21 protein-coding genes are annotated in these 25,288 nt (G+C 55.5%); 9 read left to right on the forward strand and 12 right to left on the reverse strand.

Going from position 1 to position 25,288, the window contains the following annotated elements; all coding sequences use genetic code 11:
• Positions 1-22: 22 nt before the first annotated feature.
• Both glpK and NP77_RS13960 read right to left on the reverse strand, forming a co-directional pair.
• Positions 23-1,534 carry a glycerol kinase GlpK gene (glpK, locus tag NP77_RS13955; protein ID WP_003851245.1) on the reverse strand — a complete coding sequence of 504 codons (1,512 nt, stop codon included), beginning with the start codon at positions 1,532-1,534 and terminating at the stop codon, positions 23-25.
• Between the two features lie 30 nt (positions 1,535-1,564).
• Positions 1,565-2,416: an MIP/aquaporin family protein gene (locus NP77_RS13960; RefSeq protein ID WP_003851244.1), complete on the reverse strand. Its 852-nt coding sequence runs from the start codon at positions 2,414-2,416 to the stop codon at positions 1,565-1,567.
• 405 nt (positions 2,417-2,821) lie between these two features.
• On the opposite strand from NP77_RS13960, the gene zapB reads away from it, so the two are divergent.
• On the forward strand, positions 2,822-3,061 hold the full coding sequence (gene zapB / locus NP77_RS13965) for a cell division protein ZapB (protein ID WP_003851242.1): 240 nt from the start codon (positions 2,822-2,824) through the stop codon (positions 3,059-3,061).
• 53 nt (positions 3,062-3,114) lie between these two features.
• On the opposite strand, the gene rraA is transcribed toward zapB, so the two are convergent.
• From rraA to priA, 6 genes are all read right to left on the reverse strand, one after another.
• Positions 3,115-3,600, reverse strand: a complete 486-nt coding sequence (gene rraA, locus NP77_RS13970; protein ID WP_003851240.1) for a ribonuclease E activity regulator RraA — start codon at positions 3,598-3,600, stop codon at positions 3,115-3,117.
• A 158-nt stretch (positions 3,601-3,758) separates the two neighbouring features.
• Positions 3,759-5,096, reverse strand: coding sequence for an HslU--HslV peptidase ATPase subunit (hslU, locus tag NP77_RS13975; protein WP_039660591.1), 1,338 nt, complete (start codon positions 5,094-5,096; stop codon positions 3,759-3,761).
• Between the two features lie 10 nt (positions 5,097-5,106).
• Positions 5,107-5,637 carry an ATP-dependent protease subunit HslV gene (hslV, locus tag NP77_RS13980; protein WP_003851234.1) on the reverse strand — a complete coding sequence of 177 codons (531 nt, stop codon included), beginning with the start codon at positions 5,635-5,637 and terminating at the stop codon, positions 5,107-5,109.
• 88 nt (positions 5,638-5,725) lie between these two features.
• On the reverse strand, positions 5,726-6,733 hold the full coding sequence (gene ftsN / locus NP77_RS13985; RefSeq protein ID WP_039660594.1) for a cell division protein FtsN: 1,008 nt from the start codon (positions 6,731-6,733) through the stop codon (positions 5,726-5,728).
• A gap of 152 nt (positions 6,734-6,885) precedes the next feature.
• On the reverse strand, positions 6,886-7,923 hold the full coding sequence (gene cytR / locus NP77_RS13990) for a DNA-binding transcriptional regulator CytR (protein ID WP_008926938.1): 1,038 nt from the start codon (positions 7,921-7,923) through the stop codon (positions 6,886-6,888).
• Positions 7,924-8,087: 164 nt separating this feature from the next.
• Positions 8,088-10,283 (reverse strand): primosomal protein N', encoded by a 2,196-nt coding sequence (gene priA, locus NP77_RS13995; protein WP_039660597.1) that lies wholly within the window; start codon positions 10,281-10,283, stop codon positions 8,088-8,090.
• 225 nt (positions 10,284-10,508) lie between these two features.
• Here priA and rpmE point away from each other — a divergent pair, with 225 nt between their 5' ends.
• Positions 10,509-10,724: a 50S ribosomal protein L31 gene (gene rpmE, locus NP77_RS14000; RefSeq protein WP_003851227.1), complete on the forward strand. Its 216-nt coding sequence runs from the start codon at positions 10,509-10,511 to the stop codon at positions 10,722-10,724.
• A gap of 80 nt (positions 10,725-10,804) precedes the next feature.
• Here the strand turns inward: rpmE and metJ are convergent, their stop codons facing one another.
• Positions 10,805-11,122 carry a met regulon transcriptional regulator MetJ gene (gene metJ, locus NP77_RS14005; RefSeq protein WP_003851225.1) on the reverse strand — a complete coding sequence of 106 codons (318 nt, stop codon included), beginning with the start codon at positions 11,120-11,122 and terminating at the stop codon, positions 10,805-10,807.
• A 273-nt stretch (positions 11,123-11,395) separates the two neighbouring features.
• Here metJ and metB point away from each other — a divergent pair, with 273 nt between their 5' ends.
• The 3 genes from metB (at position 11,396) to metF (ending at position 16,093) form a co-directional block, all read left to right on the forward strand.
• Entirely contained in the window at positions 11,396-12,556 is a 1,161-nt protein-coding gene (gene metB, locus NP77_RS14010) for a cystathionine gamma-synthase (RefSeq protein ID WP_003851223.1), read from the forward strand.
• A gap of 2 nt (positions 12,557-12,558) precedes the next feature.
• Positions 12,559-14,994, forward strand: coding sequence for a bifunctional aspartate kinase/homoserine dehydrogenase II (locus NP77_RS14015; protein ID WP_003851221.1), 2,436 nt, complete (start codon positions 12,559-12,561; stop codon positions 14,992-14,994).
• A gap of 202 nt (positions 14,995-15,196) precedes the next feature.
• Entirely contained in the window at positions 15,197-16,093 is an 897-nt protein-coding gene (gene metF / locus NP77_RS14020; protein WP_039660599.1) for a methylenetetrahydrofolate reductase, read from the forward strand.
• A gap of 94 nt (positions 16,094-16,187) precedes the next feature.
• Here metF and ppc read toward each other — a convergent pair whose 3' ends face one another.
• Positions 16,188-18,839, reverse strand: a complete 2,652-nt coding sequence (gene ppc, locus NP77_RS14025; protein WP_008926935.1) for a phosphoenolpyruvate carboxylase — start codon at positions 18,837-18,839, stop codon at positions 16,188-16,190.
• Positions 18,840-19,192: 353 nt separating this feature from the next.
• Entirely contained in the window at positions 19,193-20,341 is a 1,149-nt protein-coding gene (gene argE / locus NP77_RS14030; RefSeq protein ID WP_003851216.1) for an acetylornithine deacetylase, read from the reverse strand.
• Between the two features lie 167 nt (positions 20,342-20,508).
• Here argE and argC point away from each other — a divergent pair, with 167 nt between their 5' ends.
• The 4 genes from argC to argH all read left to right on the forward strand — a co-directional run bounded on the left by argC (position 20,509) and on the right by argH (position 25,011).
• Positions 20,509-21,513 carry an N-acetyl-gamma-glutamyl-phosphate reductase gene (gene argC / locus NP77_RS14035; RefSeq protein WP_039660601.1) on the forward strand — a complete coding sequence of 335 codons (1,005 nt, stop codon included), beginning with the start codon at positions 20,509-20,511 and terminating at the stop codon, positions 21,511-21,513.
• A 14-nt stretch (positions 21,514-21,527) separates the two neighbouring features.
• Positions 21,528-22,304, forward strand: a complete 777-nt coding sequence (gene argB, locus NP77_RS14040) for an acetylglutamate kinase (protein ID WP_039660602.1) — start codon at positions 21,528-21,530, stop codon at positions 22,302-22,304.
• A gap of 24 nt (positions 22,305-22,328) precedes the next feature.
• Positions 22,329-23,546, forward strand: a complete 1,218-nt coding sequence (locus NP77_RS14045) for an argininosuccinate synthase (protein ID WP_003851209.1) — start codon at positions 22,329-22,331, stop codon at positions 23,544-23,546.
• 91 nt (positions 23,547-23,637) lie between these two features.
• Positions 23,638-25,011 carry an argininosuccinate lyase gene (argH, locus tag NP77_RS14050; RefSeq protein ID WP_003851207.1) on the forward strand — a complete coding sequence of 458 codons (1,374 nt, stop codon included), beginning with the start codon at positions 23,638-23,640 and terminating at the stop codon, positions 25,009-25,011.
• Between the two features lie 119 nt (positions 25,012-25,130).
• Here the strand turns inward: argH and NP77_RS23480 are convergent, their stop codons facing one another.
• Positions 25,131-25,277, reverse strand: a complete 147-nt coding sequence (locus tag NP77_RS23480) for a hypothetical protein (protein WP_153574532.1) — start codon at positions 25,275-25,277, stop codon at positions 25,131-25,133.
• Positions 25,278-25,288: the final 11 nt, after the last annotated feature.

Below are 25,288 nucleotides of genomic sequence, written 5' to 3' on the forward strand. Positions count from 1 at the left end.
GGCAATGTCGCGGGCGTTGATATTACTCCTGTTCTTCCCACGCCTGTGCGCGGGCAACCGCTTTTTTCCAGCCAGCATAACGGAAGTTACGCTCGGTGGTTTCCAGGCTTGGACGGAACTCACGCTCAATAACGGCTTTAGAGCGCACTTCATCCAGATCCTGCCAGAAGCCAACAGCCAGACCCGCCAGATACGCAGAACCCAGCGCGGTCACTTCACGCACTTCCGGACGCTCAACACGGGTGCCGAGGATGTCAGCCTGGAACTGCATCAGGAAGTTGTTGGACACCGCACCGCCGTCTACACGCAGCGCCTGCAGGCGGGTATTGGCATCATTCTGCATCGCTTCCAGAACGTCACGTGTCTGATAAGCGATCGACTCCAGCGTCGCGCGGATGATGTGGTTAGAGTTTGCGCCACGGGTCAGACCGAAGATCGCGCCACGGGCATACGGGTCCCAGTAAGGTGCGCCCAGGCCGGTGAAAGCAGGCACCATGTAAACGCCGTTGGTATCTTTCACTTTCATCGCGAAGTATTCAGAGTCAGCCGCTTCACTGATCAGCTTCATCTCATCACGCAGCCACTGAATAGAGGCACCACCGATAAACACGGCACCTTCCAGCGCATAGTTCACTTCACCGCGCGGGCCACAGGCGATGGTGGTCAGCAGGCCGTGGGTTGAGGTCACCGCTTCAGTACCGGTGTTCATCAGCATGAAGCAGCCGGTGCCGTAGGTATTTTTCGCCATGCCAGGCTGTACACACAACTGGCCATACAGCGCGGCCTGCTGGTCACCGGCGATACCGGCGATAGGAATACGTGTACCGCCTTTACCACCAATGTTGGTCTGACCGTAAACTTCAGAAGAGGACTTCACTTCTGGCAGCATTTCACGCGGGATATCCAGGATATCCAGCATGCGCTGATCCCACTCCAGCTTGTGAATGTTGAACATCATAGTACGGGAGGCGTTGGTGTAGTCGGTGATGTGCACGCGTCCCTGAGTCATTTTCCAGACCAGCCAGGTATCGACGGTACCGAACAGCAGCTCGCCACGTTTTGCACGCTCACGCGCACCTTCAACGTGATCCAGAATCCACTTCACTTTCGTACCGGAGAAGTAAGGGTTAATCACCAGACCCGTGGTGTGCTGGATGTACTCTTCCAGACCCTCTTTCTTCAGTTTGTGACAATAGTCAGCGGTGCGGGGATCCTGCCAGACGATGGCGTTGTAGATCGGCTTACCGGTCTCTTTTTCCCAGACGATAGCGGTTTCGCGCTGGTTGGTGATACCGATTGCCGCAATCTCATCAGAGCGGATATCGGCATGTGCCAGCACTTCAACCAGAGTAGAGCTTTGTGAAGCCCAGATATCCATCGGGTCATGTTCAACCCAGCCCGCTTTCGGGTAGATCTGGGTGAATTCGCGCTGCGATACCGCGACGATGTTGGAGTCGTGGTCGAGAATGACGGCGCGTGAACTGGTTGTACCCTGATCGAGTGCGACAATGTATTTTTTATCTGTGGTAGTCATAAATTCATTCCTGATGATAAAAAGTGAAACTTACGCTTTACGCTGCTGAGCGCGTGCAACCGGTTTGTCTGCTGGAACACTCGGTTCCTGTGCGGCACCTGGCAGGTAGCGGCCAATCAGTGTGCGGTAACCTACTGCACCCAGGCAGGCACCCACCAGCGGGCCAAAAATTGGTACCAGGAAGTAAGGGATATCTTTACCACCCGTGAAGGCAACGTTACCCCAGCCAGCGAAGAAGGCGAACAGCTTAGGTCCGAAATCACGTGCCGGGTTAAGCGCAAAGCCGGTCAGCGGACCCATTGAGCCACCAATGACTGCGACCAGCAGACCGATCAACAGCGGCGCCATCGGTCCACGTGGGACACCGTTGCCATCGTCGGTCAGCGCCATAATCACCGCCATAAGCACTGCGGTAATAACCATTTCAACCAGGAACGCCTGGCCTACGCTGATGTGCGGATTAGGATAGGTTGAGAAGATACCCGCCAGGTCCAGACTCTGAACCGTACCGCGTACCATCTGATGACTCTGTTCGTAATCGAAAAACAGGCTGTAGTAGAGACCATAAACCAGCGCGGCCGCGCAGAATGCCCCGGCGATTTGCGCCAGAATATACGGCACCACTTTACGGCCTTCAAAGTTGGCGAACAGGCAGAGTGCAACGGTAACGGCAGGGTTCAGATGCGCGCCAGATACCCCAGCGGTAAGATAGACAGCCATTGAGACGGCTAAGCCCCAGATGATGCAGATTTCCCACTGACCGAAGGCGGCACCGGCAAGTTTCAGCGCAGCTACACAGCCTGCGCCAAAGAAAATAATCAAGCCTGTCCCCAGAAATTCGGCAATACACTGACCTTTGAGCGTGTTAGTTGTCTGACTCATAATAGTGGTTCCTGAAGCGAGGTTAAATTTTATCAGTTTTTGTTCTCAGTCCATGAGGCACCCAGCTTTAATGTAGGGCTGATGTGAATTTATCGTTAACGAACATAAACGAGAAATAGCGAAATCATTTTTTGTGTACTGCGTCATAAAAATGCGCGTTTTCGCGTATTCTGGCTTTCCTTAGCCCATATTCGCGCCTGATGACAGAGAGGGTGGACACGTGCTGGAAAGCAGACGCAGTAAGCGCAGCGCAAATTCAGGGATTGGCTGAAAAGTGTTACAGACTGCGCTCGCAGCGGCCGCGTTGCTGGACTTGAGGGGTGAGGCTACATACAATCGGGACAACGTTGCTGGCTTAAGCTGGCATCATCAACGCCTTGCAGGAATTTAGGAGAGGTCAGAAAGATGTCATTTGAAGTATTTGAGAAACTTGAAGCGAAAGTACAGCAGGCGATTGATACCATCACGCTGTTGCAGATGGAAATCGAAGAGCTGAAAGAGCAGAACAACTCACTGCGTAACGATGCGCAACAAGTCGCGGGTAACCACGATGCGCTGATGCGCGAAAATCAGCATCTGAAAGAAGAGCAACACGTGTGGCAGGAACGTCTGCGTGCATTGCTGGGAAAAATGGAAGAGGTTTGAAGCCTCAGCTGATGTGAAAAACGGGTGCTCTGGCACCCGTTTTCATGTCTGGCCTATTCGAGGTCCAGCGCATCCTCTGACAGAATGATACCGGTGTTGTCGGCATAGAGATGGTCACCAGAGAAGAAGGTGACGCCGCCGAAGTTGACGCGCACATCGCTTTCGCCAATCCCTTCACCCGCAGCGCCAGCCGGAATCGCGGCAATGGCCTGAATGCCAATCTCCAGCTCTTCCAGCTCATCAACCTGACGTACCGAACCGTAAACCACCAAGCCTTCCCATTCGTTAGTTGCCGCCAGGCGTGCCAGTTGGGCATCGACCAGCGCACGGCGCACTGAGCCGCCGCCATCAATCACCAGTACGCGACCACGGCCATTCTCTTCCAGCAGATCGTAGAGTAAGCCGTTGTCTTCAAAGCATTTCACTGTGGTAATCTGACCACCGAATGAAGTGCGCCCACCAAAGTTTGAAAAAAGCGGTTCAACAACATTCACTTCTTCATGGTAGATATCGCAGAGTTCAGATGTATCGTATTTCATAAGGGTTTCGTCTGTTTGCCACAGGAAGGGTAAGTATATCGCTATATGCAGATTGTTGGCAAAATCATCAGTATGAAAAAAGCATCGTTCGATCAAGAACATGCATAAAAAAGCCCAGCCGGGTGGGCTGGGCTTCGGAAAAGCGCTGAATCAGTGAATCAGAGAATGAAGCGGCTAAGGTCTTCGTCAGCCACCAGTTCATCCAGGTGTTTAGCCACATAGTCAGCATCAATGGTAAAGGATTCACCGTGACGATCGCTGGCGTCATACGAGATATCTTCCATCAGGCGCTCCAGCACGGTATGCAGGCGGCGCGCACCGATGTTCTCGGTGGTTTCGTTAACCTGCCATGCGGCTTCAGCGATCCGGCGAATACCCTCTTCGGTGAACTCAATGTTCACGCCTTCGGTATTCATCAGTGCTTTGTACTGCACGGTAATCGAGGCATTCGGTTCGGTCAGGATGCGCTGGAAATCATTGACGGTCAGCGCCTGTAGCTCAACACGAATCGGCAGACGACCCTGAAGTTCCGGAATCAGATCGGAAGGGCTGGCAACCTGGAACGCGCCTGAGGCGATAAACAGGATATGGTCGGTTTTGACCATGCCATGCTTGGTGGAGACGGTGCAGCCTTCAACCAGCGGCAGCAGGTCGCGCTGAACGCCTTCGCGAGAGACATCGGGTCCGCCCGCATTCTGGCCGCCGCGCTTACAGATTTTATCGATCTCATCAATGAACACGATACCGTGCTGCTCGACCGCTTCAATCGCATCCTGCTTAAGCTCTTCCGGGTTAACCAGTTTTGCCGCTTCTTCTTCGATCAGGAGCTTCATCGCTTCTTTGATCTTCAGCTTGCGGGCTTTCTGCTTCTGGCCGCCGAGGTTCTGGAACATCGACTGCAGCTGGCTGGTCATCTCTTCCATGCCCGGAGGCGCCATGATTTCGACGCCTGGGCTGCTGGTCGCCAGATCGATTTCAATCTCTTTATCATCCAGCTGGCCTTCGCGCAGCTTCTTGCGGAATGACTGACGCGCGGCAGAGGGTTCAGCACTCTGCTCAGCCTGACCCCAGTTGTTTTTCGCGGGTGGAATCAGCACATCAAGAATGCGCTCTTCTGCCATCTCTTCGGCACGGTATTTATTCTTTTCAATCGCCTGACTGCGCACCATCTTGATGGCGGAATCAGTCAGATCACGAATGATAGAGTCCACTTCCTTACCGACATAACCGACTTCGGTAAACTTGGTCGCCTCGACTTTGATGAACGGTGCATTCGCCAGCTTTGCCAGACGACGTGCGATCTCGGTTTTACCGACACCGGTCGGACCGATCATCAGGATATTTTTTGGGGTCACTTCATGGCGCAGCTCTTCGTCGAGCTGCATGCGGCGCCAGCGGTTGCGCAGTGCAATAGCCACGGCGCGCTTGGCGCTGTCCTGGCCGATGATAAAGCGGTTCAGTTCGCTAACGATTTCGCGTGGAGTCATCTCAGACATATTTATACCCTTACGCCTTAGACGTTAATTCTTCGAAATTAACGTTGTGGTTAGTGTAGATGCAGATATCACCCGCGATATTCAGCGACTTCTCGACGATGTCGCGTGCGCCCATTTCGGTATTCTCCAGCAGCGCACGTGCCGCTGCCTGGGCGAAAGGCCCACCGGAGCCGATGGCGATCAGATCGTTTTCAGGCTGGATGACATCACCGTTACCGCTGATGATCAGTGAGGCTGACTCATCCGCGACGGCCAGTAAAGCTTCAAGGCGGCGCAGCATACGGTCGGTACGCCAGTCTTTGGCCAGCTCCACCGCTGCTTTCACCAGGTGGCCCTGATGCATTTCCAGTTTACGTTCGAAAAGTTCAAACAGGGTGAAGGCGTCTGCGGTGCCGCCAGCAAATCCGGCAATCACCTTATCGTTGTATAAACGACGCACTTTTTTAACGTTGCCTTTCATCACGGTATTGCCGAGCGTAGCCTGGCCATCACCGCCAATCACTACCTGGCCGTTGCGTCGTACACTTACTATTGTTGTCACGGGCAGACCCCTTGTTGCTGTCGGAAAAGGACTCCGCGCACGGGGCGCGGAGTATCATGCAACAGATATGGGGCGGGTTTGACGGGTTTCAACCCCCAACGGAGAGCGGAATACAGCTGGAGTGTCCGGAACTGCGAAGACGTTTCAGGGTGCTGTCAGCGGATGCGCGATCTTTATACGGACCAATCACCACACGATTCCAGCCGCCACCGGTGGTAATGCGGCTTTCAAAGCCTTCAAAGGCTAAGCCCGCACGTACCGACTCAGCCTGGTCAGTGCCTTTGAACGAACCACACTGCACCATCCAGCGCTGCGAAGAGGCTTTCTCCGCCGGTTTCGCCTTCGCGGTCTCCTGTGGCTTTGTCTGCACGTCTGGTTCCCGCGTTACTGGCGCAGGTTGCGACTGGCGCTGTACGTTTTGCTGCTGCTGCTGCTGCTGCTGCTGCTGCTGACGTTGCAACTGCTGCTGTTGTTGACGCTGTTGCTGTTGCTGCAACTGCAGCTGGCGTTGCTGTTGTTGCTGAGCCTGCAACTGCTGACGTTGTTGCTGAACCTGTTGCTGCTGCTGAACCTGCTGCTGTTGCTGAACCTGCTGCTGTTGGCGTTGCAGCTGTTGCAATTGCTGCTGATGCTGCAGCGTCTGCTGACGTTGCGCCGGCGTCTGTTCATTCCACGGCACTTCATTGAGCTGTGTTGGCTGCTGACGCATATCAGCCTGCATCTGCTCCAGCAACTGGCGCTGTTCATCGGTCAATTGGGTCTGCGACTTCACTTCGCCACCCGAAGAGGGTTCGATCGGTGTCGGCACAGTAACCTGACGGTTTTCCAGCTCTTTAATGTATTTCCAGCGTTCTTCAGGCTTCGGCGGTAAGCCATTGCCGTTGGCTTTATGATCCGTAATAACCGGCACGTCTTCTTTCTTATGATGCGCCAGGAACCATAAACCACCGGCAAAGGTCACCAACACAGCGACCGCCAGTACAATCATCAATTTAGAAGTTCCCGAACCGCCTTTGCTCTTCTTGCCACGGCTGGGGCTTTTTTTGCGACGCGTCCCTGTTGAACGCCCGCGGCCTACATAATCTTTTTGTGCCACTCTCGTTCTTATACCCTTCAAAAATAGTGCCAGTTGGGCGAAATGATGATTTTTACGCGCCCGGCAAGGAGTCCGCCATGTTACTTAAGGGCCGGAACTTTGACCAGCTGTGTTCGCCTTAAGAATCTACTGAAAAAACCAGACGAATACGCTTATTTTTCACGCTTTTTTGCGCGTGCCGTACTGCCCCGAATCGTCAAACCGGCATCCAGCAGCCGCGAGCCGCTGATCACCCGTTTGCCATTTAACTCATCCAGCAGCAGAAGCATCGCTTCCCGGCCTATCTGATAGCGTGGTTGTGTGACCGTCGTCAGCGGTGGCTCGCAGTAACGTGATAACTCAATGTCATCAAATCCCACCACAGAGAGATCTTCCGGTATCCGCAGCCCGCAGCGTCTGGCCTGATTCATCGCGCCCAGCGCCATAATGTCGCTGTGACAGAACAACGCGCGCGGCGGTTGCGGCAGAGTCATCAGCTGATTCATGGCGGCAACGCCTGCTTCAAAGGTGAAGTCACCGCGCACAATATAGGTGGGATCGACCGTCAGCCCGCTGCGACGCATCGCCTGGACATAACCCTGTAAACGATACTGACAGAGTGGCATCTCTTCCGGCCCGGCGATACAGGCGATCTGCGTATGACCTAACTGCAGCAGATGATTTACCGCTTCAAACGCGGCAGTCAGGTTATCAATGTGAACCGTGGGCAGCGACATTTCCGGTGCAAACTCATTCGCCATCACCATGGGTGGCAAGTTGCGTTGCTCATCAATGCTGGCATCAAAAGGCAGTTGTGAGCCAAGCAGCACCATGCCATCGATCTGTCGTGTGACCATCAGGTTAAGAAAGGTTCTCTCCTGCTGATTCTGATGGGCGCAGTCGCCGATCAGCACCAGATAGCCCTCTTCGGCGGCTGTGACTTCGACGCCGCGAATGATTTCACTAAAGAAGGGATCGCAGATGTCAGGGACAATGACCAGAATGGTACGCGTCTCATTACGACGCGCGTTGCGTGTGGGGCCATGGGCCGCATAGCCGACGGCGGCAACCGCCTTCTCGACTTTATGGCGGGTAGCCGCAGAAACCTTCTCTGGATTCATCAGCGCACGCGATACGGTGGCGGTTGAGACGCCCGCGTGTTCCGCGACATCCTTCATCGTGGCGGCGGGCGGTTGTTGATTCTGCTCCAACACATGCTCCTGACGCGTTATGGCGCGTTCGATTTTGTTTTTGCCTGACCTGAAAGCAAACCGGGCAACATTGTTAACGATTGCCCGGCTGGTTGTTACTTAATTTGCATAAAAATTGTGACTTATGCGACATTTTTCGATCTGGCTCGCAGTGTCAGAAAAAATCAGCTCTCTGTCGGGTCAATATCCAGCGTCCATTTCACTTTGCGCGCGGCGGGTAGCGTGGAAACCAGCGGCAATGAACTGCTCAGCAGCTGTTGCAAACGCTGTCGGGAAGGATGCTGCAGCAGCAGTTGCCAGCGCCAGCGTCCGCTGCGTTTTGGCTGCAGAGCCGGCAATGGACCCATAAACCACATCGCCTTGTCATTGAGCGGGCTCGCCTCCAGCAAGTTACGGAGTTGTTGCAGAAATTCCGCCGCCTGCTGATTGTCCATATCTTCCGCGCGGAACAGCGCATGGCGGCTCCAGGGCGGCAGGTGAACTGCCTGTCGCTCCAGCAGCGTCTGCTGCGCAAATGCCGAATATCCCTGGTGCAGCAGTGTCTGAAGCAGAGGATGTTCCGGATGATGCGTCTGTAATAACACCTCGCCCTGCTTGCCAGCGCGGCCAGCACGACCGGCGACCTGAGTATAGAGCTGCGCAAAGCGTTCTGCCGCGCGAAAATCGGCTGAGAACAGTGCGCCATCAACATCCAGCAGCGACACCAGGGTGACATCCGGGAAATGATGCCCCTTGGCCAGCATCTGGGTGCCGACCAGAATGCGTGCGCCGCCGCGATGAACGTCAGCCAGATGCTGCTCCAGCGCCCCTTTGCGGCTGGTGGTATCACGGTCAATTCGCGACACCGGCACGCCAGGAAAGAGTGTACCGAGCTGCTGCTCCAGCTGTTCGGTTCCGACACCTACTGGCAGCAGATGCGTTGAACCACACTGCGGGCATTGATTAGGCAGCGGACGCTGGCTGTCGCAATGGTGGCAGCGTAACTGGCGATGATGCTGGTGCAGCGTGTAATAGCGATCGCAGCGGGTACATTCGGCAATCCAGCCGCAGTCGTGACAGAGCAGGGCGGGCGAAAAGCCGCGGCGGTTAAGAAACAGCAGCACCTGATTATCGGCCTGCAGATGCTGGCGCATTTTACCAATCAGGCCCGGTGCCAGGCCGCCGATCAGCTGCACACCTTTTAAGTCGATAAGCTGTTGCAGCGCCGGTCTGGCATTGCCGGCGCGCTTTGTCAGGTCGAGCTGACGATACTTGCCGCTGCGGACATTGTGCAGCGTCTCCAGAGCGGGGGTCGCCGATCCCATAACAATCGGGATATCCTCTTCATGCGCGCGGAAAACGGCCAGATCGCGCGCCTGATAACGCCAGCCTTCCTGCTGTTTATAAGAGCTGTCATGCTCTTCATCAATGATAATGACGCCAGGACGGGCCAGCGGCGTAAACAGCGCCGATCGCGTGCCAATCACAATCGCCGTTTCACCGCGCCGTGCACGTAACCACACCGCCAGCCGCTCACTGTCATTTAAGGCGGAGTGCAGCACATCGATGGGCGCATCGAAACGTTCGCGAAAGCGGGCGATAGTCTGCGGAGTTAAGCCAATCTCCGGCACCAGCACCAGCGCCTGTTTACCGCGTGCCAGCACATTTTCCAGCACGCTGAGGTAAACCTCGGTTTTGCCGGAACCGGTAATGCCCGCCAGCAGCCACGCAGCATAATGCTCATCATCTGCCCGAATCGCACCTACAGCCATCGCCTGATCCGTATTCAGTCGCAGACGCTCGCCTTTCACAGCATAGGTAGTACGCCAGTCGTGCATCTGCGGCTGATGCTCATGCAGTTCGCACAACCCTTTGGCCCGCAGAGCCTGCAGCGTGGCTTCCGTAAGGTCATGTTCACTGACCTGATGACGATAGAGGGGTTGCTGACGCAGTGCTGCCAGTGCCTGCTGCTGTTTCGGGGCCCGCTTTAAACTTTCGGGTGCCGTTGCCCGGCCCTGCTCGGTGATTTCCCACCGCCATAAGGGATTATCCTGCGCCGCTTTGCCCTGGCGCAGCAGCACTGGAATGGCATGGCTCAGCACTTCTCCCTGCGGCGAATGATAGTAGCTGGCGGCCCAGTTAAGGATGCGCCACAGCGACGGCGGATAGAGTGACTCACTATCCAGCACCTCGATCACTTGCCTGAGTTGTGCTTCCGGCAGATCGCTGCTGTCACGAAAGGCGACCACAATCCCGATCATCCTGCGATTGCCAAAGGGCACACTTACGCGACCGCCGATGACCGGTTGCGCACCCTGTGGCGGCAGATAGTCAAACAGGCGGGGCAAGGGGACGGGCAGGGCGACCTGGACTACGGGCATAACTCTCTCTTTCCGGCATCATCATCGGGGAAGCTAGTGTACACGCTGACCCTGATGGCGGGTATCTCAGCAGATATTTGCAGCAATCGAAACTTACCTGTATAATATGCCGCCTTCGGTGAGAAATATCTGGCCGGAGTACACCCTATAATGTTCAACCGCGTGTGGTGCTGTGCAGGTCAAAGCCTGGCACGGAGAGCGACACGGCCTTCTATGAGGTTTCCCATGAAACAAGGTATTCACCCGAAATACGAAGCAGTTACTATCAAATGTACCTGCGGCAACGAGATCCACACCCGTTCAACACTGACTCACGAACTGAACCTGGACGTTTGTGGCAAATGCCACCCGTTCTATACCGGTAAGCAGCGTGAAGTGGCAACTGGTGGCCGTGTTGACCGCTTTAACAAGCGTTTCAGCGTGCCAGGCGCTAAAAAATAAGATTAAAAGGCACCTGAACCTGCGGGTTCGGCGGCAAGAAAAAACCCAGCTTCGGCTGGGTTTTTTTATGCGCTGACGAATCAATATTCCCAGGTGTCGGGATCGATGCCCATATCGCGCATGATCTTTTTCGCTTCTTCAGGAATTTCATCGCTGCGTTCTTTACGCAGGTCCACGTCGTCTGGCAACGGTTGCCCGGTAAAGGCATGCAAAAAGGCTTCGCAAAGCAGCTCACTGTTGGTGGCGTGACGCAGGTTGTTCACCTGACGACGGGTACGCTCATCCGTTAAAATCTTCAGCACGCTCAATGGGATAGATACTGTAATCTTCTTGACCTGCTCGCTCTTCTTACCGTGCTCAGCGTACGGGCTGATATATTCGCCGTTCCATTCAGCCATGGGTTACCTTAATTAATAAACGTTAAATGTGAGGAAATCAGCGAATTATGCCTGATTTTTTCCTGCCTGACCCCTGATATGGCGGGTTTTCTTCGCTCACTGCCTCTGCATCACAGAGGGGAACGCCAGGCGATGACGCATAATTTTAGCGGTTATTGCGTTTTTGCTCAATCTATACGCAAAGACATTTAGATGTCCAGATGTATTGACGTCTAATTAGAGGGTGATATCCTGTGGCCTACATTTTATTCACTCTTCAGGAACAATTCGCTCATGACGCGTAAACCGGCAACCATCGCAGTGCGCAGCGGTTTGAATGATGACGAGCAATATGGCTGCGTTGTCCCGCCAATCCACCTCTCTACGACCTACAACTTCCTGGATTTTAATGAGCCTCGTGCGCATGACTACTCCCGTCGTGGCAACCCCACGCGTGATGTCGTACAGCGTACCCTGGCCGAACTGGAGGGAGGAGCGGGCGCGGTATTAACCAATACCGGGATGTCGGCGATTCACCTGGTGACGACGGTGTTCCTGAAGCCTGGCGATCTGCTGGTTGCGCCACACGACTGTTATGGCGGCAGCTATCGGCTGTTTGACAGCCTGAGCAAGCGCGGCGCGTATCGGGTTAAATTTGTCGATCAGGGCGACCCGGTGGCGCTGCAGGCGGCACTGGATGAAAACCCTAAACTGGTGCTGATTGAAAGCCCCAGCAATCCGCTGCTGCGCGTAGTGGATATCAGCGCGATTTGCGCCGCTGCCCGCGCAGCAGGTGCTATCAGCGTGGTGGACAACACCTTTATGAGTCCGGCGCTGCAGAACCCTCTGGCGTTGGGTGCCGATCTGGTGATCCATTCCTGTACCAAATACCTCAATGGCCACTCCGATGTGGTAGCGGGCGCAGTGATTGCCAAAGATCCGCAACTGGCAACCGACCTGGCCTGGTGGGCGAATAATATTGGTGTAACCGGCGCGGCATTTGACAGCTATCTGCTGCTGCGCGGAATTCGTACCCTGTCGCCGCGCATTGCGGCCGCACAACGCAACGCACTCGCGATTGTTGAGTATCTGAAGCAGCAGAAGCGGGTGAAAAAGTTGTATCATCCTTCGCTGCCGGAAAACGCCGGACACGAACATGCCGTACGTCAGCAGCGCGGCTTTGGTGCCATGCTGAGTTTTGAAATCGACGGTGATGAGGCACTGCTGCGCCGCTTCCTGAAAGCGTTGCGGCTCTTTACGCTGGCGGAATCGCTGGGTGGCGTGGAAAGTCTGATCTCCCATACCGCCACCATGACGCACGCGGGTATGTCAGCAGAAGCACGCGCGGCAGCGGGCATTTCCGATACGCTGCTACGGGTTTCTGTTGGTATTGAAGATCACGAAGATTTAATTGCCGATCTGGATAATGCATTCCGGATCGCAGCCGAGGGTTAAGTATGACGATTTCAGCAGGCGCGGGAACGCCGACTATCAGGCAGTTGCATAAGTTTGGTGGCAGCAGTCTGGCCGATGCGCGTTGCTATCAGCGCGTTGCCAGCATTATGGCGGATTACAGCCAGCCGGGCGACCTGATGGTGGTCTCTGCGGCAGGTTCAACCACCAACCAGCTGATTAGCTGGCTGAAGCTGAGCCAGAGCGATCGCCTCTCTGCGCACCAGGTGCAACAGGCCTTGCGTCGCTACCAGAGCGAACTGATCGGTGCGCTGCTGCCTGCTGAGATCGCCGAACCTTTAATTACTGCGTTTATTCGCGATCTGGAAAAGCTGGCGGCCCTGCTGGATGCGCCGATTACCGATGCGGTCTATGCCGAAGTGGTCGGGCACGGTGAAGTCTGGTCAGCACGCCTGATGTCAGCGGTCCTGAGCCAGCGTGATCTGCAGGCCTGCTGGCTGGATGCGCGTGAGTTTTTGCGTGCTGAACGTGCCGCTCAGCCACAGGTGGATGAGGGTAAATCCTGGCCACTGCTGCAGACTTTGCTGGCGCAGCATCCCCATAAGCGCATCGTGGTCACCGGCTTTATCAGCCGTAACGATGCCGGTGAAACCGTCCTGCTTGGCCGTAACGGCTCCGACTATTCCGCTACGCAGATCGGTGCGCTGGCGGGTGTCGGACGTGTGACGATCTGGAGCGATGTGGCGGGCGTTTACAGCGCCGATCCCCGCAAAGTCTCTGATGCCTGTCTGCTGCCGCTGTTAAGGCTGGATGAGGCCAGTGAGCTGGCGCGTCTGGCGGCACCGGTGCTGCATACCCGTACGCTGCAGCCGGTTTCCGGCAGTGATATCGATTTGCAATTGCGCTGCAGTTATCAGCCGGAGCAGGGCTCAACCCGAATTGAACGCGTGCTGGCCTCCGGAACAGGCGCGCGCATCGTCACCAGCCATGACGATGTTTGCCTGATTGAGATTCAGCTGCCAGAGCAGCATGACTTCGCCATCCTTCACAAAGAGATCGACCTGTTGCTGAAGCGCGCGCAGCTCCGTCCGCTGGCGTTTGGCGTCCATCCTGACCGTCAACTGCTGCAGCTCTGTTATACCTCCGAAGTGGTTAACAGTGCCTTTACGCTGCTACAGGATGCCGGTTTACCGGGCCATCTGCAGCTGCGCGATGGCCTTGCGCTGGTGGCGCTGGTTGGCGCAGGCGTTACCCGCAATCCGCTGCATACCCATCGCTTCTGGCAGCAGTTAAAAGATCAGCCGGTTGAGTTCATCTGGCAATCAGAAGAGCACATCAGCGTGGTCGCGGTGCTGCGCGTCGGCCCGACGCAGCATCTGATTCAGGGACTCCATCAGTCGCTGTTCCGTGCAGAAAAGCGCATCGGCCTGATGCTGTTTGGCAAAGGGAATATCGGTTCACGCTGGCTGGAGCTGTTTGCCCGCGATCAGGAAACGCTGTCAGCGCGGACCGGCTTTGAATTTGTGCTGGCGGGTGTCGCGGATAGCCGTCGCAGTCTGCTGAGCTATGAAGGGCTGGATGCCAGTCGGGCACTCGCCTTCTTTGATGATGAAGCGGTGGAACGCGATGAAGAGTCGCTGTTCCTGTGGATGTGCGCGCATCCGTTTGATGACCTGGTAGTGCTGGATGTCACAGCCAGCACACCGCTGGCACAGCAGTATCTCGACTTTGCCAGCCACGGCTTTCACGTGATCAGCGCCAATAAGGTCGCGGGTGCGTCAGACAGTCAGACCTGGCGGCAGATTCGTGATGCCTTTACCAAAACCGGGCGTCACTGGCTCTATAACGCCACCGTAGGCGCAGGCCTGCCGATCAACTACACGGTACGCGACCTGCGCGACAGCGGCGATACCATCCTGGCAATCAGCGGGATCTTCTCCGGTACGTTGTCCTGGCTGTTCCTGCAGTTTGATGGCACGGTGCCGTTTACCGAGCTGGTGGATCAGGCATGGCAGCAGGGCTTAACCGAGCCGGATCCGCGCGCCGATCTCTCGGGTCAGGATGTGATGCGTAAGCTGGTGATCCTGGCGCGTGAAGCAGGCTACAACATCGAGCCGGATCAGGTACGGGTGGAGTCGCTGGTGCCAGACAACTGTCAGCAGGGCTCAGTAGACCACTTCTTTGAAAATGGTGAAGAGCTGAATGAGCAGATGCTGCAGCGTCTGGAAGCCGCGCAGGAGATGGACCTGGTGCTGCGTTACGTTGCCCGGTTTGATGCCAACGGTAAAGCACGTGTCGGGGTCGAAGCGGTGCGTCCGGAACATCCGCTGGCTTCGCTGCTGCCGTGCGACAACGTCTTTGCGATTGAAAGTCGCTGGTATCGCGACAATCCGCTGGTCATCCGCGGACCCGGTGCAGGCCGTGATGTTACCGCAGGTGCAATACAGTCAGATATTAATCGCCTCGCACAGTTGCTGTAATTTCTCTTTAACAGGCGCTTCGGCGCCTGTTTTCAATGCGTTATCTCTCCTCTGTTGAAACTTCTTCAAGTTGATTGAAAATTGATCACGGCTGTTGATCATTTTTAAGTTGACGGCATCCGCAGATTACGTCATTTTGAACATCTGGACGTCTAAACGTGTAGATGTTCGCAGGCCGATTGTTAATCGATGAGGGTGCAGGATGAGTTTCTTTCATGCCAATCAGCGCGAAGCGCTAAACCAGAGCCTGGCTGAGCTGAACGGGCAAATTAATGTTTCATTTGAGTTCTTCCCGCCGCGTACCAGCCAAATGGAAGAGACCCTCTGGAGCTCCATCGATCGTCTGAGCAGCCTGAAACCAAAATTCGTTTCTGTTACTTACGGCGCGAACTCAGGGGAACGCGACCGCACCCACAGCATTATCAAAGGCATTAAAGATAGAACCGGGCTGGAGGCTGCACCCCATCTGACCTGTGTTGATGCCACGCGGGATGAACTGCGCACCATTGCACAGGATTACTGGAACAATGGCATTCGCCATATTGTGGCGCTGCGCGGTGACCTGCCTCCCGGCAGCGGCAAGCCTGAGATGTACGGCAGCGATCTGGTGTCGCTGCTGAAAGAGGTCGGCGGTTTTGATATTTCCGTCGCCGCCTATCCTGAAGTCCATCCCGAAGCGAAAAGCGCCCAGGCCGATCTGATTAACCTGAAGCGAAAAATTGATGCCGGCGCAAATCGCGCGATTACCCAGTTCTTCTTTGACGTTGAAAGCTATTTACGTTTTCGCGATCGCTGTGTTTCGACCGGCATTGATGTAGAAATTGTGCCGGGCATTCTGCCGGTCTCTAACTTTAAACAGCTCCAGCGCTTTGCCACGCTGACCAATGTGCGTGTGCCGGGTTGGATGAATGCGATGTTTGCCGGTCTGGACGATGATCCAGAAACGCGCAAAATGGTGGGCGCCAATATCGCGATGGACATGGTAAAAATCCTGTCACGCGAAGGGGTGAAAGATTTCCATTTTTACACGCTAAACCGTGCCGAAATGAGTTACGCCATCTGTCACACGTTAGGTGTGCGTCCTGCCGCTGCGGCTTAACCCTCTTGTTTCAGCCAATAAAAAAGTCGGGAACGTCCCGACTTTTTTGTTTTTCTGGCGGGCAGCGCTGACCGTTGTCAGCGCCCGGCCACGATTAACCGGTATTGCGCATACCTGCCGCCACACCTGCAATCGTTACCATCAGCGCCTGCTCTACGCGGGCATCCGGCTCCTCACCACGGGCTTCCTGCGCACGTGAACGATGCAGCAGTTCTGCCTGGAGTACGTTGAGCGGATCGGTATAGACGTTACGCAGCGCAATCGACTCGGCAATCCACGGCTGGTCAGCCATCAGGTGTGAGTCATTGGCGATGGTCAGTACCGCTTTGATATCCGCAGCAAGCTGTTCGCGCAGCTGTTTGCCCAGCGGCCAGAGTGATTTATCGACCAGACGCTGATCGTAATATTCCGCCAGCCACAGGTCGGCTTTCGAGAAGACCATTTCCAGCATCCCCAGACGGGTGGAGAAGAATGGCCAGTCGCGGCACATCGCTTCCAGCTGATCCTGATGACCGGCTGCCATCGCCTGCTGCAATGCAGCACCGGCACCCAGCCAGGCAGGCAGCATCAGACGGTTCTGCGTCCAGGCGAAAATCCATGGAATCGCACGCAGCGACTCTACGCCACCGGTAGGACGGCGTTTGGCCGGACGTGATCCCAGCGGTAATTTACCCAGCTCCTGCTCCGGCGTCGCCGAACGGAAATAAGGGACGAAGTCAGCGTTTTCACGCACATAACCACGATACATCGCACAGGAGTCAGCTGAGAGCTGATCCATAATGTCGCGCCATTCGCGTTTTGGCTCTGGCGGTGGCATCAGGTTTGCTTCCAGAATTGCGCCGGTGTAGAGCGACAGGCTGGCGATGGTCACGGCCGGTAAGCCATATTTAAAGCGGATCATCTCACCCTGTTCAGTTACACGCAGACCGCCGCGCAGGCTGCCTGGCGGTTGTGACAGCAGTGCGGCATGGGCGGGCGCGCCGCCACGACCAATGCTGCCGCCGCGTCCGTGGAACAGCGTCAGTGAAATACCGGCTTTCTCGCAGGTTTTAATCAGGGCATCCTGTGCCTGATATTGCGCCCAGCTGGCGGCCATGACACCGGCATCTTTCGCCGAGTCAGAATAGCCAATCATCACCATCTGTTTGCCCTGAATAAAGCCGCGATACCAGTCGATGCTCAGCAGCTGGCTCATCACGTCGTTCGCGTTATTCAGATCATCAAGCGTTTCAAACAGCGGTGCAACCGGCATGGCATAACCGATACCCGCTTCTTTCAGCAGCAGATGCACGGCCAGCACGTCGGAAGGGGTTTTCGCCATCGAAATAACATAGGCGGCGATAGAACCCTGCGGGGCTTCCGCCGCGACACGACACGTCTCCAGCACTTCACGCGTCTCATCGCTGGGTTCCCATGTACGAGGCAGCAGCGGGCGCTTGGAATTCAGTTCACGGATCAGGAACGCCTGCTTGTCCGCTTCAGACCAGCTTTCATAATCGCCGAGGCCCAGATAACGGGTCACTTCGGCAATCGCCTCTGTGTGACGGGTGCTCTCCTGGCGCAGATCGATACGCACCAGCGGCACGCCGAAGCATTTCACGCGGCGCAGCGTATCAAGCAACTGACCGTTAGCGATAATGCCCATGCCACACTGTTGCAGTGACTGATAGATGGCAAACAGCGGGTCCCACAGTTGATCGTTGGAGACCAGCAGATCGGCCGGACGCGGCAGGCGTTCGCCTTTCAGGCGGCGTTCCAGGAACGACTGGGTCGTCATCAGCTGACTGCGCAGACGTTTCAGGATCACACGGTAAGGTTCCAGCGCTTCCGGCTCGCCGCTGAGTTCGCGGATCTCTTCACTGCACTCGGACATCGACAGCTCGGAGATCAACACGCCGATATCGCGCAGGAACAGGTCAGTGGCTTTCCAGCGGCTCAGCTGCATCACATGGCGGGTAATCGACGCCGTGACGTTCGGGTTACCGTCGCGGTCGCCACCCATCCACGAGGTGAACTGAACCGGCACGAAATCGACCGGCAGCCTGATGCCAAACGCCTCTTCGACCTGCTCGTTCAGCTCACGCAGGAAAGCAGGAACGCCTTCCCACAGGCTGTTTTCTACGACGGCAAAGCCCCATTTGGCTTCGTCTACTGGGGTCGGACGATATTTACGGATCTCATCGGTGTGCCACGCCTGCGCCACCAGCTGGCGCAAACGGCGCATAATCTGGTTGCGTTCGTAGTCGGAGACATCGCTGTGATCAAGCTGCTTCAGGCAGCTGTTAACTTCAACCAGCTTGTGAATCAGTGTACGACGGGTGATTTCGGTCGGGTGCGCAGTCAGCACCAGCTCCAGAGACAGTGATTCAATGGCCGCAAGGATGTCGCTTTCGCTGATATCTTTCTGCTGTTTCAGGGTATCAAAGGTCTTTTTCAGCAGTTCAGGATGGTTCTCACCCTCACCACTTTGCGAGATGGTCTGATACTGCTCAGCCACGTTAGTGAGGTTCAGAAACTGGCTGAAAGCGCGTGCAACCGGCAGAAGCTCCTCGTTGGAGAGGTTCTGCAGCGTATTGAGCAGTTCTTTACGATGAGTGTCATTTCCTGCACGGGATGACTTGGAGAGCTTACGGATGGTTTCAACCTGGTCGAGGATGTTCTCTCCCAGTGCATCCTTAATCGTATCCCCGAGCAGTTTGCCGAGCATACTGACATTACTTCGCATTGCGGAATATTGTTCGTTCATTGGACCCTGACACCCTTATCGTCTTGAAAAACTCATACACCCGACCTTTCAGGCAGCAGAAAAATCAGCAACATTGTGTCCCCGATAATCTACAGGGAACCGGCTCCGTTGCCGCCTGTCCACATTCTGAAACGTTCTGGATAATCACCCGGTGGGCATAACATCGTCTTTTATCTAGCCACGTAATGCTGCGTTCGTCAAATGCGTTAAAGTGCACTGAAGATGTGGCTAACTAACGGAAATTCGTAGAATTTATAGAGAAAGAAGCGGGATAAGTTATTCTTATTGTTAAATCCCGCAGATTGCGGGGGCATTTTGCTGTTAATACAGTGAAATGCCCCATTTGCTGTCAATCAGTGACAAAAATGCTGCACAACCTGACTGATTAGCGCCCGTGTCGGCTTAATAAATGCCGTATCAATAAATTCGTCGGGTTGATGCGCCTGATTGATTGAGCCCGGGCCCAGGACCAGTGTTGGGCAGAGTGTTTGAATAAACGGCGCCTCGGTACAGTAATTCACCACCTCGGTTGGCGTACCCAGTAATTTCTCAACCACACTCACCAGTTCATGATTTACCGGACACTCATAGCCCGGAATCGGCGGATGCAGTTCGGCCACGGTGACCCGGCCCGGCCAGCGTGCACTCACCGGTGCCAGCGCCTCGTTCAGCAACCCATCCAGATCGCTCAGCGACAGGCCCGGCAACGGACGAATATCCATATGCAGTTCACAGCAGGCGCAGATACGGTTCGCGGCGTCTCCGCCATGAATATGGCCGAAATTCATGGTCGGATAAGGGATAGCGAAGCCGTCATGGTGATAACGCTCCTGCAGCGTCGTGCGCAGTTGCATCAGATGAGTGATCGACTCATGCATCAGTTCAATGGCGTTGACACCGCGTGCCGGATCGCTGGAATGGCCCGATTTCCCCTCGATGCGAATCACATTCGACAGATGGCCTTTGTGCGCGCGCACCGGTTTAAGCGAAGTCGGTTCACCGATGATGGCACAGTCGGGACGCAGCTGCGTCGATTCAGAGAAATATTTGGCGCCAGCCATGGTGGTCTCTTCATCGGCCGTGGCAAGGATATAGAGCGGTTTGCTCAGCGTGCTGACATCCACATCGCGCAGCGTGTCGAGAATAAAGGCGAAGAAGCCTTTCATGTCTGCTGTGCCCAGGCCGTAGAGCTTGTTGTCGTGCTCGGTCAGGGTAAAGGGATCGCGCGTCCAGCGGCCATCATCAAAGGGAACGGTATCCGTATGACCGGCTAACAGCAGGCCGCCCGCACCGGTGCCGGTTCGCGCCAGCATATTAAATTTATTGCGGGTGCCGGGCACCGGCTGCACTTCAACGCTGAAGCCAAGGTCGCGGAACCAGCCGGCCAGCAAATTGATTAAAGTTTCATTACTCTGATCCAGTGCGGCATCGGTTGCGCTGATCGACGGCGTGGCGATTAACTGGCGGTACAGTTCAATAAAAGGCGGTAATTTTGTCTTCACTGTTGGCGGTCCTTGGGTTAGGATGTATCCATATTCATGCAGTAATAGTGAATAAAAATACATTAACGTCCTCTGCAAGGAAACCATAAATCACTGCAGATGACAGGGTGGGTAACGGGGCAAGGCCGCGACCCGGAACGTGCGACTGTAAAAAGGGTTACAGCCTGATGTTGAATACGCTGATCGTTGGTGCCAGTGGTTATGCCGGTGTAGAGCTTGCCACCTTCCTGAATCGCCATCCACATATCAACATAACCGCTTTGGCGGTTTCTGCGCAAAGCCCTGATGCTGGCAAGCGCCTCTCTGACCTCCATCCACAGCTGAAAGGCGTAGTGGATTTACCGCTACAGCCGCTGAGCAGCGCAGCTGAGTGGGCAGACAAAGTGGATGTGGTGTTCCTGGCGACGGCGCATGAAGTCAGCCACGATCTGGCGCCGGAATTCCTTAAGGCCGGTTGTGTCGTGTTCGACCTGTCAGGCGCGTTCCGCGTTAATGACGCTGATTTTTATACGCGTTTCTATGGCTTTACCCATCAGCATGGTGACTGGCTGGACAAAGCGGTGTACGGCCTGGCGGAATATCAGCATGAGAAAATTCAGCAGGCGCAGCTGGTAGCGGTACCGGGTTGCTACCCGACCGCTGCGCAACTGGCACTGAAACCCCTGGTGGATGCCGGACTGTTGAACGATGCGCAGTGGCCAGTCATTAACGCCACCAGCGGCGTAAGCGGTGCCGGACGTAAAGCCAATGTCGGCACCAGTTTCTGCGAAGTAAGCCTGCAGCCTTATGGCCTGTTTAACCATCGTCACCATCCGGAAATTGTTGCGCACCTCGGTACACCCGTGATCTTTACGCCGCATCTGGGCAGTTTCCCGCGCGGTATTCTGGCAACGATTACCTGCCGTCTGAAAGCGGGTGTCAGCCGCGAAGATATCGCCGCTGTTTTCCATCGCGCCTATGACAATAAGCCACTGGTGCGGCTCTATGATAAGGGCGTGCCGGGGCTGAAAGCCGTTGTGGGCCTGCCTTACTGTGATATCGGTTTTGAAGTACAGGGCGAACATCTGATTGTCGTCGCCGCCGAAGATAATCTGCTGAAAGGCGCGGCATCGCAGGCGGTACAGTGCCTGAACATCCGGTTCGGCTTCCCTGAAACGCAGTCACTGATTTAACGGACAACTTAACCATGACCAATCCATTGATTATTAAGCTGGGCGGTGTGCTGTTAGACAGCGAAGAAGCGCTGGCCCGTTTGTTTGAAGCGCTGCTGAAATATCGCAGCGCCCATCAGCGTCCGCTGCTCATTGTCCACGGCGGCGGTTGCCTGGTCGATGAACTGATGAAAAAGCTGGCGCTGCCAGTCATGAAGAAAAATGGCCTGCGCGTCACCCCAGCCGATCAGATCGACATCATTACCGGTGCACTGGCGGGAACCGCAAACAAAACGCTGCTGGCCTGGGCAAAAAAATCGGGCATCAACGCGGTCGGCCTCTGCCTGGGCGATGCGGGCATTGTGAATGTCGCTCCGTTTGATGACGAACTTGGCCATGTTGGCCACGCAACGCCGGGTAATCCGGCCTTGCTGAACACGCTGCTGGCGGCGGGTTACATGCCGGTGGTGAGCTCAATTGGTATTACTGACAGCGGCGACCTGATGAACGTCAACGCTGACCAGGCGGCAACCGCGCTGGCCTCGACGCTGGGTGCCGATCTGGTTCTGTTGTCCGACGTCAGTGGTATTCTCGACGGCAAAGGTCAGCGCATCGAAGAGATGACCGCCGACAAAGCTGAGCAGCTGATTTCCCAGGGCATTATTACCGATGGCATGATTGTTAAAGTCCACGCGGCACTTGATGCGGCGCGTACACTGGGTCGCCCGGTCGATATTGCCAGCTGGCGTCATGCTGAGCGGCTGACTGATCTTTTTAACGGCGTGTCGATTGGCACCCGGATTCTCGCTTAACGACTCTGATTCAAGGATTACGAAATGCAAACGCAAAACATCAAAAAAATCGTTCTGGCTTACTCCGGTGGTCTTGATACTTCGGCCATCATTCCATGGCTGAAAGAGAACTACGGCGGCTGTGAAGTGGTCGCATTTGTAGCGGATATTGGTCAGGAGCGCGGCGATCTGGAAGGTGTGGAGAAGAAAGCCCTGCAGTCTGGCGCATCTGAATGTCATGTGGTTGACCTGCGTGAAGAGTTCATCAGCGACTACGTTTATCCGGTACTGCAGACCGGTGCGTTGTATGAAGGAACCTATCTGCTGGGCACCTCTATGGCGCGTCCTATCATCGCAAAAGCGCAGGTTGAGCTGGCACTGAAAGTAGGCGCGGATGCGCTGTGTCATGGCGCAACCGGTAAAGGCAATGACCAGGTACGTTTCGAAACCACCTACACCGCGCTGGCACCACAGCTGAAAGTCGTGGCACCGTGGCGTGAATGGAACCTGCGTTCACGTGAAGCACTGCTGGACTATCTGAAAGAGCGCAACATTCCGACCACCGCATCGCTGGAGAAAATCTACAGCCGCGACGAAAACGCCTGGCATATCTCCACCGAAGGCGGCGTGCTGGAAAGCCCGGCCAATGCACCAAATAAAGATTGCTGGGTCTGGACTGTCGATCCGCTGGAAGCGCCTGACCAACCTGAAGACGTGACTGTAACCGTTGAGAAAGGTCGTGTTGTGGCGGTTAACGGCGAAAAACTGAGTCCGTTCCAGTGTCTGGAAAAACTGAACGTGCTGGGCGCAAAACATGGCGTCGGCCGTATCGATATCGTTGAAAACCGTCTGGTAGGCATTAAATCCCGCGGCTGCTACGAAACCCCTGGCGGCACCATCATGGTGAATGCGCTGCGTGCGGTTGAGCAGCTGGTCCTGGATCGCGATAGCTTCAAATGGCGTGAGCAGCTGGGCCACGAGATGTCTTACGTCGTTTATGATGGTCGCTGGTTCGCTCCGCTGCGTAAGTCGATTCAGGCTGCTGCCGAATCGCTGGCGGAAGAAGTTAACGGTGAAGTGGTGCTGCAGCTCTACAAAGGCCAGGCGACAGCCACTCAGAAGCGTTCTGCGAACAGCCTCTACTCGGAAGAGTTCGCTACCTTCGGTGAAGATGAAGTTTACGATCACCGTCACGCGGGCGGCTTTATCCGTCTGTTCTCGCTCTCTTCGCGTATCCGCGCCCTGAACGAGCAGAAGAAGTAATTTTTCAGGCGGGGTGCGCCTCGCCTCACAGTTTTGATTCAGGGGCGGCATTTATGCCGCCTCTTGTTTAACGATTCAGAGGAGTTTTCACATGGCACTTTGGGGTGGACGGTTTACTCAGGCAGCGGATCAACGTTTTAAACAGTTCAATGACTCGCTGCGCTTCGATTACCGCCTGGCAGAGCAGGACATCATTGGCTCTGTTGCCTGGTCCAAAGCGCTGGTGACGGTCAATGTGCTGACTCAGGATGAGCAGCAGCAACTTGAAGCGGCCCTGAATTCGCTATTGAATGAAGTGCGTGAAAATCCTGAACAGATTCTGCAGAGCGATGCCGAAGATATTCACAGCTGGGTTGAAGGTAAGCTGATCGACAAAGTCGGCTCGCTGGGCAAAAAGCTGCACACCGGCCGTAGCCGCAACGATCAGGTCGCGACCGATCTGAAACTGTGGTGCAAGGTACAGATCGAAGCGCTGCTGGGCGCCACACGTGAGCTGCAGCAGGCGTTAGTGGTTACCGCCGAAGCCAATCAGGATGCAGTGATGCCGGGCTACACCCACTTGCAGCGTGCGCAGCCGGTGACGTTTGCGCACTGGTGTCTGGCCTACGTTGAAATGCTGGCGCGTGACGAGAGCCGTCTGCAGGATACCCTGAAGCGTCTTGATGTCAGCCCGCTGGGCTGTGGCGCACTGGCCGGTACCGCTTACGAGATTGATCGTCAGCAGCTGGCAGGCTGGCTGGGCTTCGCTTCCGCCACACGTAACAGTCTGGATACCGTATCAGACCGCGATCACGTGCTGGAACTGCTCTCTGACGCGGCCATTGGCATGGTGCATCTGTCGCGCTTTGCGGAAGATATGATTTTCTTCAACACCGGCGAAGCAGGCTTTATTGAGCTGTCAGATAAAGTGACCTCAGGCTCATCACTGATGCCGCAGAAGAAAAATCCGGATGCGCTGGAGCTGATTCGCGGCAAATGTGGTCGTGTGCAGGGTGCACTGACCGGCATGATGATGACGCTAAAAGGTCTGCCGCTGGCCTACAACAAAGATATGCAGGAAGACAAAGAAGGGCTGTTTGACGCGCTGGATACCTGGCTCGACTGTCTGCATATGTCAGTGCTGGTGCTGGATGGCCTGCAGGTTAAACGTCCGCGTTGCCAGGAAGCCGCTGAACAGGGCTACGCAAACTCTACTGAGCTGGCCGACTATCTGGTCGCCAAAGGCGTGCCGTTCCGTGAAGCACACCATATCGTTGGCGAAGTTGTCGTGGCGGCTATCGGGCAGGGCGTAGCACTTGAAGCGCTGTCGCTGGCACAACTTCAGCAGTTCAGCGCGGTGATTGGCGAGGATGTCTATCCGATTCTGGCGCTGCAATCGTGTCTGGATAAGCGTAATGCGCAGGGCGGTGTTTCTCCGCAGCAGGTTGCCCGCGCTATCGGTGACGCTAAACAGCGTCTGGCGTGATCAGCAGGTAAAAAAAAGCGGGCACATTAAAATGCCCGCCAACCTCTAGCTTCAGAACTACTATTTTTTATAGGCACATCATCAAAGCGCCCGCTCTCCCGGCCGACGCTCAGACTCTCTTACGCTGACAGCAAGTATTGACGCAGATCTTCACTGCCGCCAGCATGACGACCGCCCATGAAGACCTGCAGTACCGTCGCCAGGCCTGAAACGGCTCCTGAACTGACGGTTGTCGAATCCTGTCCCATCACAATTTTCGTACTCAATGACATGCTCA

It is taken from the genome of Pantoea sp. MBLJ3, assembly GCF_000816655.1.
GTDB classification, from domain to species: Bacteria; Pseudomonadota; Gammaproteobacteria; order Enterobacterales; family Enterobacteriaceae; genus Pantoea; species Pantoea eucalypti.

What these genes read in the sequence shown, in the direction of transcription:
- NP77_RS14045 (WP_003851209.1), top strand. Translation starts at nt 22,329, where the DNA reads ATGCAAACGCAAAACATCAAAAAAATCGTTCTGGCTTACTCCGGTGGT.
- argH (WP_003851207.1), top strand. Translation starts at nt 23,638, where the DNA reads ATGGCACTTTGGGGTGGACGGTTTACTCAGGCAGCGGATCAACGTTTT.
- NP77_RS14015 (WP_003851221.1), top strand. Translation starts at nt 12,559, where the DNA reads ATGACGATTTCAGCAGGCGCGGGAACGCCGACTATCAGGCAGTTGCAT.
- rpmE (WP_003851227.1), top strand. Translation starts at nt 10,509, where the DNA reads ATGAAACAAGGTATTCACCCGAAATACGAAGCAGTTACTATCAAATGT.
- metF (WP_039660599.1), top strand. Translation starts at nt 15,197, where the DNA reads ATGAGTTTCTTTCATGCCAATCAGCGCGAAGCGCTAAACCAGAGCCTG.
- priA (WP_039660597.1), bottom strand. Translation starts at nt 10,283, where the DNA reads ATGCCCGTAGTCCAGGTCGCCCTGCCCGTCCCCTTGCCCCGCCTGTTT.
- metB (WP_003851223.1), top strand. Translation starts at nt 11,396, where the DNA reads ATGACGCGTAAACCGGCAACCATCGCAGTGCGCAGCGGTTTGAATGAT.
- rraA (WP_003851240.1), bottom strand. Translation starts at nt 3,600, where the DNA reads ATGAAATACGATACATCTGAACTCTGCGATATCTACCATGAAGAAGTG.
- glpK (WP_003851245.1), bottom strand. Translation starts at nt 1,534, where the DNA reads ATGACTACCACAGATAAAAAATACATTGTCGCACTCGATCAGGGTACA.
- ppc (WP_008926935.1), bottom strand. Translation starts at nt 18,839, where the DNA reads ATGAACGAACAATATTCCGCAATGCGAAGTAATGTCAGTATGCTCGGC.
- metJ (WP_003851225.1), bottom strand. Translation starts at nt 11,122, where the DNA reads ATGGCTGAATGGAACGGCGAATATATCAGCCCGTACGCTGAGCACGGT.
- zapB (WP_003851242.1), top strand. Translation starts at nt 2,822, where the DNA reads ATGTCATTTGAAGTATTTGAGAAACTTGAAGCGAAAGTACAGCAGGCG.
- argB (WP_039660602.1), top strand. Translation starts at nt 21,528, where the DNA reads ATGACCAATCCATTGATTATTAAGCTGGGCGGTGTGCTGTTAGACAGC.
- argC (WP_039660601.1), top strand. Translation starts at nt 20,509, where the DNA reads ATGTTGAATACGCTGATCGTTGGTGCCAGTGGTTATGCCGGTGTAGAG.
- hslU (WP_039660591.1), bottom strand. Translation starts at nt 5,096, where the DNA reads ATGTCTGAGATGACTCCACGCGAAATCGTTAGCGAACTGAACCGCTTT.
- NP77_RS13960 (WP_003851244.1), bottom strand. Translation starts at nt 2,416, where the DNA reads ATGAGTCAGACAACTAACACGCTCAAAGGTCAGTGTATTGCCGAATTT.